12 protein-coding genes are annotated in these 10,766 nt (G+C 71.7%); 8 read left to right on the forward strand and 4 right to left on the reverse strand.

Features of this window, described 5'->3' with window-relative positions; translation table 11 throughout:
• Positions 1-97 precede the first annotated feature (97 nt).
• Positions 98-1,963 carry a glycoside hydrolase family 3 protein gene (locus CFN78_RS18365; RefSeq protein ID WP_094864074.1) on the forward strand — a complete coding sequence of 622 codons (1,866 nt, stop codon included), beginning with the start codon at positions 98-100 and terminating at the stop codon, positions 1,961-1,963.
• Between the two features lie 108 nt (positions 1,964-2,071).
• Here the strand turns inward: CFN78_RS18365 and CFN78_RS18370 are convergent, their stop codons facing one another.
• Positions 2,072-3,076, reverse strand: coding sequence for a CobW family GTP-binding protein (locus tag CFN78_RS18370; RefSeq protein WP_165777611.1), 1,005 nt, complete (start codon positions 3,074-3,076; stop codon positions 2,072-2,074).
• Positions 3,077-3,318: 242 nt separating this feature from the next.
• Between CFN78_RS18370 and CFN78_RS30115 the strand changes: the two genes are divergently transcribed.
• Entirely contained in the window at positions 3,319-3,444 is a 126-nt protein-coding gene (locus CFN78_RS30115) for a hypothetical protein (RefSeq protein ID WP_276307340.1), read from the forward strand.
• 80 nt (positions 3,445-3,524) lie between these two features.
• On the opposite strand, the gene CFN78_RS18375 is transcribed toward CFN78_RS30115, so the two are convergent.
• Positions 3,525-3,998: a DUF6314 family protein gene (locus CFN78_RS18375; protein ID WP_094864075.1), complete on the reverse strand. Its 474-nt coding sequence runs from the start codon at positions 3,996-3,998 to the stop codon at positions 3,525-3,527.
• A 160-nt stretch (positions 3,999-4,158) separates the two neighbouring features.
• Between CFN78_RS18375 and CFN78_RS18380 the strand changes: the two genes are divergently transcribed.
• The 4 genes from CFN78_RS18380 (at position 4,159) to CFN78_RS18395 (ending at position 7,265) form a co-directional block, all read left to right on the forward strand.
• Positions 4,159-4,548 carry a hypothetical protein gene (locus CFN78_RS18380; RefSeq protein WP_094864076.1) on the forward strand — a complete coding sequence of 130 codons (390 nt, stop codon included), beginning with the start codon at positions 4,159-4,161 and terminating at the stop codon, positions 4,546-4,548.
• Positions 4,521-4,700, forward strand: coding sequence for a hypothetical protein (locus tag CFN78_RS18385; protein ID WP_094864077.1), 180 nt, complete (start codon positions 4,521-4,523; stop codon positions 4,698-4,700). Before CFN78_RS18380 ends, CFN78_RS18385 begins: the two co-directional genes overlap by 28 nt.
• A 46-nt stretch (positions 4,701-4,746) precedes the next feature.
• Complete coding sequence (gene dinB, locus CFN78_RS18390; RefSeq protein ID WP_420807901.1) at positions 4,747-5,940, forward strand: DNA polymerase IV; 1,194 nt, start codon at positions 4,747-4,749, stop codon at positions 5,938-5,940.
• 398 nt (positions 5,941-6,338) lie between these two features.
• Positions 6,339-7,265, forward strand: coding sequence for a coiled-coil domain-containing protein (locus tag CFN78_RS18395; protein ID WP_094864079.1), 927 nt, complete (start codon positions 6,339-6,341; stop codon positions 7,263-7,265).
• Between the two features lie 53 nt (positions 7,266-7,318).
• Here the strand turns inward: CFN78_RS18395 and CFN78_RS18400 are convergent, their stop codons facing one another.
• Entirely contained in the window at positions 7,319-8,137 is an 819-nt protein-coding gene (locus tag CFN78_RS18400; RefSeq protein WP_094864080.1) for a family 1 encapsulin nanocompartment shell protein, read from the reverse strand.
• A 15-nt stretch (positions 8,138-8,152) separates the two neighbouring features.
• Positions 8,153-8,716, reverse strand: coding sequence for a hemerythrin domain-containing protein (locus CFN78_RS18405; RefSeq protein WP_094864081.1), 564 nt, complete (start codon positions 8,714-8,716; stop codon positions 8,153-8,155).
• A gap of 158 nt (positions 8,717-8,874) precedes the next feature.
• Here CFN78_RS18405 and CFN78_RS18410 point away from each other — a divergent pair, with 158 nt between their 5' ends.
• Together CFN78_RS18410 and CFN78_RS18415 are read left to right on the forward strand one after the other, a co-directional pair.
• Positions 8,875-9,501, forward strand: coding sequence for a flavodoxin family protein (locus tag CFN78_RS18410; protein WP_094864082.1), 627 nt, complete (start codon positions 8,875-8,877; stop codon positions 9,499-9,501).
• A 168-nt stretch (positions 9,502-9,669) separates the two neighbouring features.
• A complete protein-coding gene (locus CFN78_RS18415; RefSeq protein WP_094864083.1) occupies positions 9,670-10,743 on the forward strand; it encodes an LLM class flavin-dependent oxidoreductase in 1,074 nt (357 codons plus the stop codon).
• Positions 10,744-10,766 lie beyond the last annotated feature (23 nt).

Below are 10,766 nucleotides of genomic sequence, written 5' to 3' on the forward strand. Positions count from 1 at the left end.
GGTGGGACGTCGCCGATATCCGACGAATTGGCCTAGACCATTACGGCGGCGCTGGATAGGTTGACGCCGTTTGCATCGGCCCGTCCCGGAGGAACCCATGACGCTGCCCAGACGCGGACCCGCGCGCGGATCTCGCCTGACCGCGATCGCCGGCCTGCTGCTCGCGGGCTCGGTGATCGCGCCGCTCGGTGCGACCGCCCAGACCGCGCCGCCACCCCCGCCGCCGTACCAGGATCCGGACCAGCCGGTCCCGGCCAGGGTGGCCGACCTGCTCGGCCGGATGAGCGTCGACGACAAGATCGGCCAGATGGTGCAGGGCGAACGCGCCTCGGCCACCCCGGCCGACGCCGCCGGGCACCGGCTCGGCTCCGTGCTGTCCGGTGGCGGGTCCTGGCCCGCACCGAACACGGCGGAATCCTGGGCCGACATGTACGACGCCTACCAGCGGGAGGCGATGGACAGCCCACTGGGCATTCCGCTGATCTACGGCGTGGACGCGGTGCACGGGCACAACAACGTGCACGGGGCGACGATCTTCCCGCACAACATCGGACTGGGCGCCGCGAACGACGCGGAACTGACCGAGGACATCGCGCGGGCCACCGCGGAGGAGGTCGCGGGCACCGGCATCGACTGGAACTTCGCGCCCTGTCTGTGTGTCGCCAGGGACGACCGCTGGGGCCGCACCTACGAGTCCTTCGGCGAACTGCCCGAGGACGCCACCCGCAACGCCGGGGTGATCGATGGGCTGCAGGGCGACGCGCTGAACGGTCCGGCCTCGGTCATGGCCACCGCCAAGCACTTCATCGGGGACGGGGGCACGACCGGCGGTGACGACCAGGGCGACACCGAGGTGTCGGAGGCCGAGCTGCGGCGCGTCCACCTCCCACCGTTCCAGGAGGCCATCGACCGCAACGTCGGCTCGGTGATGATCAGCTACAGCAGCTGGAACGGCGAGAAACTGCACGGCCACGAGTACCTGATCGACGAGCTGCTGAAGCAGGAACTCGGGTTCTCCGGAATCGTCATCTCCGACTACAACGCCATCGACCAGATCGACGGCGAGGAGGGCTTCACCGCCGAGGAGGTGCGCCAGTCCGTCAACGCGGGCATCGACATGTTCATGGTGCCCGAGGACTACGCGAAGTTCATCGAGCTGCTGCGCGCCGAGGTCGACGCCGGCCGGGTGTCCGAGGCCAGGCTGGACGACGCGAACACCCGCATCCTCACCAAGAAGTTCGAACTCGGCCTCTTCGAGCGCCCGCTCGCCGACCGCTCGTACCTGCAGACCGTCGGCAGCGCCGAGCACCGCGAGCTGGCCCGTGACGCGGTCCGCAAGTCCCAGGTGCTGTTGAAGAACGACGGTGCCCTGCCGTTGGCGAAGGACGGCGGCAAGATCTTCGTCGCGGGCAAGAACGCCAACGACATCGGCAACCAGAGCGGCGGCTGGACGATCACCTGGCAGGGCGAGAGCGGCCCGACGACCACTGGCACCACGGTTCTCGACGGGATCCGGGAGGTCGCAGGAGAGTCGACCGAGGTCGCCTACGACCGGGAGGCCGAGGGCATCGACGACAGCTACGGGGCGGCGGTGGTCGTGGTCGGCGAGACGCCGTACGCCGAGCACGAGGGCGACCGGCCGGACGATCTCAGGCTCGACGAGGAGGACCTGGCGACCCTGGAGAAGGTGCGGGCGACCGGTGTGCCGACGGTCGCCGTTCTCGTGTCCGGCAGGCCGATGGACATCACCGAGGAGGTGTCCGGCGTCGACGCGCTGCTGGCGTCCTGGCTTCCCGGCAGCGAGGGCGCCGGAGTCGCCGACGTGCTCTTCGGCGACCACAACCCGTCCGGGAAGCTCACCTTCTCCTGGGCCAGGGACTTCGAGCAGCAGCCGATCAACGTCGGCGACGGCAAGGATCCGCTGTACGGCTACGGACACGGGCTGAGCTACCCCGCGTCCTGACGCCGCGGCGACCACGCCGCACGAGGGCCGTTCCCGCCCGGAGGGCAGGCACGGCCCTCGTCGTCGTTCCGGCCGCTGTCATCCCGGTCGCCGTCAGACGGTGCCGGGTCAGGCTTCGGCGAGCCGGAGCACCCGCAGCATGCCCTGCGGATCGGCGGCGGTCCGTTCGGTCGCCCGGCAGTCGTCCAGGCCGGCTTCGAGCTCGGCCGGGCGCAGGCCCGTGCCGATCAGCACCAGCTCGGTCAGGCGGGCACCACGCACCTGCTCGAACCGGACGAAATCGCCGACGGTGTGCACGGTGAAGGTCTGGTTCCCTTCCGCCGTCAGGAAACAGACGTGCCCCTTCATCCGGTAGACCTCCGCCGGGCGGGTGTCGAGGAACCGCATGAACAGCCTCGCGTCCATCGGTTCGGCACCGTGGTAGGCGACACTGTCGTACCGGGCGTGCGGGTGATCGGCCTGCCGGTACTCCGGCAGCTCGTCGAACGAGAGCTGGGCTGACCGCCGCCGCCCGTCCTCGGCGCGGGCGTCGAACAGCAGCTCCGGATCGAGCCGGCCGTGCTCGACCCGGATCGGCGCACGGCCGCCTGCCAGTTCCGCGACGAGCGCGCCGATCCGGTCCCGCTCCGCAGCGGCCAGCCGGTCGGTCTTGTTCAGTACCACCAGATCCGCACAGCGCAGGTGTGCGGCCAGTTCGGGGTGCCGGTCCAGGCTCCGCTCAAACCCCACGGCGTCGACCACCTCCACGAGACCGCCGTACTCCACCCGTTCGTTGGCGCTGGCCGACACCATCCGGACCAGATCGCGTGGTTCGGCCAGTCCGCTCGCCTCGATGACGACGACGTCCATCCCCCGGCGCGGCCGGGTGAGCTTGCCGAGCATGCGATCCAGGCCGCTGACGTCGACCTCGCAGCAGAGGCAGCCGTTGGCCAGCGAGGCGATGGCGTCCGCCTGCCCGGACACCATCATCGCGTCGATGTTGACGCTGCCGAAGTCGTTGACGATCACGCCGATCCTGGTCCCGCGCACGTTCCGTAGCAGGTGGTTGATCAGGGTCGTCTTCCCCGCGCCCAGGAAGCCCGCGACGACGAGCACGGGAACACGTTTCGGCATCCGCGGATCCTATCGGCGGTCACCGGGCCCGACCGGACCGTCCGCTGACGGCGATCGTCGTACGGGCCGCCCGGACACCGCGTGAGACGGCCGTGCCGGCCCGGCCCCGGCCATCGGCAACCGCCACCGCGCTGGCCCACGGCCAACTCGATGCCCGCGCCCACGAACTGGCCCACGCACCGCGCGAACGCGACGCCGTGCCGAGAACGCCGGGTCGCCGGGGCACTGACCCGGGTGGGACGGTGGCTGCACTGGAACAGAGTGCGGACCTGGTGACCCCCGGCGACCGGACTGGGGAGGCGTTCCCGCGGACGTTCAGCGTGAACCTCTTCCACGGCCAGGGCGGCCAGGTCTACCGGAGCCGGTGAACTCGGCGACTGGCTCACCGGCGCGGGCCTGACCGAGGTCGGGGTGACATCGCTGCGGGCGATCCCCGGCCAGCACCTGGTCACCGGTCGCCGCCCGGCCTGAGTCGGCCGGGGTGCCCGGCGAGGCGGTGGAAGGCGGAACGGATCGTGTGGTCCTTCGCGGGACCGGACACCGTCCACTCCTGCGACCACTGGCCGGGACCGAGGACGCGGTAGGCGACCCGGTACAGGTCGGCGGCGCAGGGGTGCTCGGTCCGCCAGCGGCCCTCGCGCAGGTCCACGGCATGGAAGAACCCGCCGTGCTCGAAGCGGACGTCGGCGCGGCCCGGACCGGTCACCTCGTAGCGCAGCGTCCGGCTCGCCTCGCCGGTGTGCGTGCCAAGCCGGAGCGTGCCCCGCTCCCGGTACCGCAGCACGCCGTCGCCCTCGGGGGTGATCGCGGCGTGGCCGGTGAAGCCACCCGCCGGCGCGCCGGCGGCGTCCACGATCACGCGATCGATCCGCCAGTGGCCGCCGAGGTAGCTCTCGAGGTCGGTCACCGGGAACGGATCCACCGGGCCAGTATCGCCCCGCCCCCGTCCACCGGTGGAGCCGCCCGGCCCGGTCCCGCCGGAATCGCCACCGGCACGGCGATTCCGGCCCGGCGACCCGGTCCTGCTGGATACGCTGGACCACCGCGGCCGAGCCATCGCCGCCTCCCCAGGAGGTTCCCGGATGACCACGGACCCGTACCGCGGCGCCCCGTACGGCCGGACCCCCTCGTCCGCCGATCCGTACGCCGCTGCCCCCTACTCCTCCGGCCCGCCCGGGCAGGCACACGGCGAACGGACCGGCGCGCGGGTACTCGCGGCACTGGGCGGCGTGGTGCTGACCCCGGTCGCGCTGGCGCTGATGATGTACGGCGCGCACGTCAACCAGCGCGACTACGTCCGCGCGATCGACCAGGTCGAACCCGCCGGTGCCCTGTTCCTGCTGCTCGGCGCGATCCTGCTGGCCGGGATCGCCTCGCTCGGGCTGGTATCCGGACTCGGGCCGGTGGCCTCCTGTGGGGCCTGGCCCCCGGGGTCATCGGCACGGTGTCGCCGACGGCGAGCGCCCGGCTGAACCGGGAGGTCTACGGCGCCGTCGCGGACGACCTGGGTGTGGCCGCCCAGCTCTGGGCCGCGCTGGGGGCGCCGCTGGCGATCGGAGCCCTGCTGGTGGCGACGGGACTCGTCTGCTCGGCCCACCGGCGCCGGGCGGGGACCGCGCGCTGAGGCCGGATGGGAGGTTCTTGTCGGACCCCGGTGCGAGTCTGTGCCGGTGGCGGACGACGCGACGATCCTGCATGCCGACCTCGACGCGTTCTACGCCTCCGTGGAGCAGCGCGATGACCCGCGCCTGCGAGGCAGGCCGGTGATCGTGGGCGGCGGGGTCGTACTCGCCGCGAGTTACGAGGCCAAGGCGATGGGCGTGCGTACCGCCATGAGCGGGCGGCAGGCGCTGCGGATCTGCCCGCACGCCGCCGTGGTCGACCCACGCATGTCCGCGTACTCGGTCGCCAGCAAGGCGGTCTTCGAGGTCTTCCGCGACACCACTCCCCTGGTCGAGGGCCTGTCGATCGACGAGGCCTTCCTCGACGTGGGCGGCCTGTGGCGGATCGCGGGCACCCCGGCCGACATCGCCCGGCGGCTGCGCGCGGACGTCCTGGCGGAGGTGGGCCTGCCGATCACGGTGGGTGTGGCGAGGACGAAGTTCCTGGCGAAAGTGGCCAGCGCGGTGGCCAAGCCGGACGGCCTGCTGGTCGTGCCGCCGGACGGAGAACTCGCGTTCCTCCACCCGCTCCCGGTCGAGCGGCTGTGGGGCGTCGGGCCGGTCACCGCCGGGAAACTGCACCGGCACGGGATCCGGACGGTCGAACAGGTCGCCGAACTCGACGAGCAGGGGCTGACCGCGATGCTGGGCAGCGCGTCCGGCCGCCACCTGCACGCGCTCGCGCACAACAGGGACCCCCGGCCGGTCCGCACCGGACGCAGGCGCCGGTCGATCGGCGCGCAGCGGGCGCTGGGCAGGCGATCGCGGTCGCCGGGGGAACTGGAAGCGGTGGTGGCCGCGCTGGTGGATCGGGTCGCCCGCCGGTTGCGGACGGCGGACCGCGTCTGCCGCACCGTCGTCCTCCGGTTGCGCTTCGACGACTACACCCGCGCCACCCGTTCGCGATCGCTGCCGCTGGCCACGGCGGAGACGGAGACGATCCTGCTCACCGCCCGGAGGTTGCTCGGTGCCGCGATGCCGGCGATCGGCCTGCGCGGGCTCACCCTGGTCGGGGTGGCGCTGGGCAACCTCACCGACGCCGCGGCCCCGGCCCAGCTCGAACTGCCCTTCGAGGCGAACCCGTCCGGCTCGCTGGACGCGGCCCTCGACGATCTGCGCGACAGGTTCGGCGCGTCCTCGGTCACCAGAGCCACTCTGCTCGGCAGCCGCGATCGGCCATCCGTGCCGCTCCTTCCCGATTGAGTCCACAATGGACTCCTAGGATGCACGCCGGCCGAAGTGTGCCCGCCGCCACGACGCGCCCGAGGGCCACAACCGGGCACCTGAATTCCATTGCGGTACAAAGAAAGTTGCGGAACTCACGACCGCGGGCCTCGTTCGGCTCCCCCAGTGTGGTGACAATGCGCATAACCGCGCCCGGACCCGTAACGCCATGGGGCCGGCGGGCGACGTCACGCGCGTGCACCGGTCTCACCACCGGGCGGCGAACGGCAGGCGGTCCGCCGATCGCCGCGTACGTCACATCGCGACCGGGAACACCGGGGCTCCGCGAATCGTCCTGAAGTCGGTGACACAGCGGACGCCGGGACGACAGCGGAGACGGTGCACCGCCGCGAAGCAAGATCCAGACCAGGAGGTAGATGGTGTCAGCACGGGACGGCCGGCAGGAACTGATTCCCCTGAAGGCCGATTTCGATGTCGTGCTGCGTGGTTACGACCGCACGCAGGTCCAGCAGTACGCCGACGGGGTCGAGGCGGAACTGCGTCTGGTCACCGGCGACCGCGACGCGGAGGCCACCCACGCCCGGCGGCTGGCCTGGCAGCTCGAGGAGCTACGGACGGACAACCGGGAACTGCGGGCGACGATCGGGCGGATCAGCCGGTCGCCGATCGACTCCGGCGCCCTGCAGGAACGCCTGCGGCACATGCTCGAACTCGCCCGCGAAGAAGCCGACGAGACCACCGAACGGGCCCAGGAGGAGGCACGGCGCACTCTGGCCGAGGCCGAACGCTCGGCCACGGCGCTGACCCGGCACCTCGAACAGCGGGCAGCCGAACTCAACCGGCGTGCGGCCGAGATGGAAGCCGAGCACACGGCGCTGATGGACAGTGGCCGGGCCCGTGTCGCCGAACTCGACGCCGAGGCCGAGCGCCGCCGGACCCGCCTCGACCAGGAATCCACGAGCGCGCGCGAACAGGCCGAGGCGGACCTGACCAGCGCGATCACCACCCGCAGGCAGCAGGCGCTGGACACCGCGCGGGAACGTGAGCAGGCCGCGGCCACGCTGGCCGAGCGGACCGTACGGGACGCCGGAGCGCGGGCGCACGACATGGTCGCCGCCGCGGAGAGCGAGGTACGGACCCTGCGTGAACTGCGCGAACAAGTCGCGCGGCAGCTCAGCGGTACCCGCACGCTGCTGTCCGACTCCCTGGCGTTGCTGGAGCCGGACGAGAGCACCGCGGAGACCACGGGCGGCGGGGAATCCCCGCCGCGCCCAGGCCGCTCCGGTGATCGGCGTCAGCCGCACGTCGTCCCGCATCCGCCCCGGGCCAGGGCCCGCACCTGAGCACGGCCAACCGTGCCCCGCGGTTCGGCTGAGCCGCGGGGTGCCGGGCGAGCTCAGTCGGACAGAGCGATCGCGGCGTTCGCCTCGGCCACCCGGAAGCTGAAGCTCTCCTCCAGGTACAGCGACACCGTGTCCGCGTCGTGGTGGCTGTAGCCGACCGACAGATCCTGGCCGAGGTCGAGGAAGAAGTCGCCGCCGCCGAGGCTGAGTACGAGGGCGCCGTCCAGTCCGGGTGACCGCACGACCTTGCCGCCGCCCAGAATGCGGCGGAGGTGGTCGAACACCAGCAGGCCGCCGTGCTCGGCGCTCTCCACGATGCGCCGGTATCCGGCCGGGCCGATCGCGAGCCCGTACGGGCCGTCGATACCGGCCTCGCGCAGAGCGTCCACCGCCTGAGCGACGATGTGCGGGTAGGCGTTCGCCTCCGCGCCCAGCGAGGCCACCGGGTACGGCGCCGACGCGGCGATACCGGTCATGCCCGCCTCTTCCCAGCCGTGGAACACCGCGCGGTTCTCGATGAGCGCGGCCTGGCGGGCGGCGGCATCCAGGTTGTCGAACTCGAGGTCGTCGGCGCCGCGGTCGGCGTTGCCCAGTTCGGTTCGCGACACCGTGAACGGGATCCGGAACTCGGCCAGCGGCAGCACCGTTCGCTGCCGCAGCGCCGCCCCGTTCGGCGCGGGTTCCGCCGGCGAGGATCCGAGTGTGCTCACCCGGCCGAGGCCGGTGGCCGAATGGTCCCAGCCGTGCGGGCCCACCACGTCGACGAGTCGCCGCGCGGCCAGGTGCGGCACCAGACGCTCGCGGGCCTCGGCGTCGATCTGCTTCCATCCCGCGGCGGAGATCGGTGCCAGTTCCCGGAAAAGATGATCCATCTCAGAACTCCGTCCTCACGCCTGATCCTTCAGGCTGCCGATGCCCAACGACGAGTCCGCCGACGGCGCCGTTCCCTGCTCCGCCTCCACCTCGCGTACGTACCGCTCCGGGTCCACATCGCCGACGTCCAGCCCCCGGGTACCGGCGTGCTCCTCCTTGAAGGCGAGGAACCGGCGGCCCAGCTCCTCCCGGAGTCCCGGATCGGCGTGCCTGCGGAAGTCGGCCAGTGCGTCGTCCTCCTCCTCGGCCATGTGCTCGCTGTTCGCCTCGCGGGCCCTGCGCACGGCCGCGTGCCAGGCCGCGCTGCCGACGGGGTGCAGATCGGCATCGTGCGCGCCGCCGCGGATGTCGTTGTGATCGCCGACCGCGTCGAGGGTCTCGTCCTCCGCGTCCTCGCCCCTGCGGATGAGCTCCGGGTAGAAGACGGACTCCTCCGCCGCCGCGTGCACGTCCAGCAGGTCCGCGAGGGGGCGCCAGACCGCGGCCAGCTCACCCGGATCGGTCAGATCGTCCAGCGCGGCGAACTGACGCCGGAACCAGTCGTGGTCGTCCAGGATCAGGCTGGTGATGTCGGCCATGTCCTGACGCTAAACCCTTCCCGGCGCGCCTGCCCGGCGAATGTCACGCGATCGCGCGAGGTCGTGCGGCCGACGGGATCGCGGGCGAGCCCTTGCCCGGTACGGACTTTCCGCCCGGCGTCCGATTGACCGCCGGGGGCAGTGGGTAACCGGGCCGCATGACCGACACCGCGACACCGCTGAGCGCCCTCGCACTCGTCTGCAGCCTCAAGGCCTCCCCCGCCGAATCGTCCAGCGAGGTCATCGCCGGCCAGATACTCACCGCTCTCGGCGAACACAACGTGAACGGCGAATCGATCCGGGTGGCCGACCACGACGTACGGCCGGGCACCGAGGCCGACATGGGCGAGGGCGACGAGTGGCCGGAACTACGCCGCCGGATACACGCGGCCGACATCCTCGTCCTGGCCACACCGACCTGGGTGGGGCACATGTCCAGCGTCACCCAGCGGGTGCTGGAACGGCTGGACGCGGAACTGTCCTACACCGACGACCAGGGCAGGCCGCTGACCTACGGCAAGATCGCCGTCACCGCCGTGGTCGGCAACGAGGACGGGGCACACAAGATCGTCGCCGACTGCTTCCAAGGTCTCAACGACATGGGCTTCACCATCCCCGCCAACGGCTGCACCTACTGGAACGCCGAGGCGATGAACCCCAGCGACTACAAGGACCTCGAGCAGACCCCCGCCGCCGTTGCGTCGACCATCAGCACCCTCGCGGCGAACTCGGCCCACCTGGCCCGGCTCCTGTGCGAGCGGCCCTACCCGCCCGCCGGAGAGTAGGACCGGAGAGCACCGCCGGGCAGGCGGCCGGCATCAACGAATAACTGAAGACGCCACGGCACCGGTGGTGTTAGGTTCGCCCGCGAGCGGCCTGGGGGGCCACGGCACCGGGGCGCACTCGTCCGGAACGCCGGTCGTCAGAGTGCGGAAACGGAGCCGTCGCGGCGCATGCGGTTTTCCCTGTTCTTCGAGATGCAGATCTCCGAACCCACCCGGGCCGCCGAGCACCGGCTTTTCCACGATTCCGTCGAGCAGGCGGTGCTGGCCGACGCCCTCGGCTATCACGGGGTGTGGGCCGCCGAGCATCACGGGCTCTACGAGTACGCGCACTCCTCCGCGCCGGAGATCTTCCTCGCGCACCTGTCCGGGCGGACCAGCAGGATCAGGCTCGGCCACGGTGTCACGCTGACCCCGCACCGCTACAACCACCCGATCCGCATCGCCGAGCGGGTCGCGGCGCTGGACATCCTGTCCGGGGGCCGGGTCGACTGGGGCTCCGGCAAGAGCGGCAGCCGGGTGGAGCAGGACGCGTTCGGCAACGATCCCGCCGTCCTGCAGGACCAGTGGCTCGAAGCGCTGCGGATGGTGCCCAGGATGTGGCAGCAGGACGTCTTCGAGTGGCACAGCGAGCTCTACGACATCCCACCCACGCAGGTGGTGCCTACCCCCGTGCAGCAGCCGCACCCGCCGATGTTCGCGGCGTGCACGAACCCGAAGACGGCCGAGCTCGCGGGATCGCTCGGCCTCGGGGCGCTCAACTTCGCCGCGGGCACGGACGACGAACTGGCCGCCAAGGTCCGCGTCTACCGCGAGCGGCAGGCCGTCGCGACGCCGGACGGCTACCAGCCGACGAACCGGTACGTCTGCACCCCGACCGCGCTGGTGCTGGAGGACGACCACCTCGCCGCGCGGCACGGCTACCGCGGCTCGCGCTTCTTCTGGGAGGCGATGCAGCAGTACTACGCCTACCGCGACCGTCCGGTGGGCAGGCTGCCGATCGGCAGGGACGACCTGCCCGAGACCGACCTCGCCGAGCTGATGGACCGTCGTTCGCGGCACAACTCCCCGCTCACCGCCGTCATCGGTGACCCGGTGTCGGCGCGGGAGACCGTCTCCCGCTTCGCCGCGGCCGGTGTCGACGAACTCGCACTCGTCATGCAGGTCGGCACCGTTCCGCACGAGCTGATCATGACCTCGATCCGGCTGTTCGCGGAGAAGGTCATGCCGGACTTCGCGGACTGACGGCGCACCGGGGGAGTACGACC

The sequence above is a fragment of the Amycolatopsis antarctica genome, from assembly GCF_002262875.1.
GTDB lineage: Bacteria > Actinomycetota > Actinomycetes > Mycobacteriales > Pseudonocardiaceae > Amycolatopsis > Amycolatopsis antarctica.

What these genes read in the sequence shown, in the direction of transcription:
- CFN78_RS18380 (WP_094864076.1), top strand. Translation starts at nt 4,159, where the DNA reads ATGACCACGGACCCGTACCGCGGCGCCCCGTACGGCCGGACCCCCTCG.
- CFN78_RS18400 (WP_094864080.1), bottom strand. Translation starts at nt 8,137, where the DNA reads ATGGATCATCTTTTCCGGGAACTGGCACCGATCTCCGCCGCGGGATGG.
- CFN78_RS18415 (WP_094864083.1), top strand. Translation starts at nt 9,670, where the DNA reads ATGCGGTTTTCCCTGTTCTTCGAGATGCAGATCTCCGAACCCACCCGG.
- CFN78_RS18410 (WP_094864082.1), top strand. Translation starts at nt 8,875, where the DNA reads ATGACCGACACCGCGACACCGCTGAGCGCCCTCGCACTCGTCTGCAGC.
- CFN78_RS18370 (WP_165777611.1), bottom strand. Translation starts at nt 3,076, where the DNA reads ATGCCGAAACGTGTTCCCGTGCTCGTCGTCGCGGGCTTCCTGGGCGCG.
- CFN78_RS18395 (WP_094864079.1), top strand. Translation starts at nt 6,339, where the DNA reads ATGGTGTCAGCACGGGACGGCCGGCAGGAACTGATTCCCCTGAAGGCC.
- CFN78_RS18365 (WP_094864074.1), top strand. Translation starts at nt 98, where the DNA reads ATGACGCTGCCCAGACGCGGACCCGCGCGCGGATCTCGCCTGACCGCG.
- CFN78_RS18405 (WP_094864081.1), bottom strand. Translation starts at nt 8,716, where the DNA reads ATGGCCGACATCACCAGCCTGATCCTGGACGACCACGACTGGTTCCGG.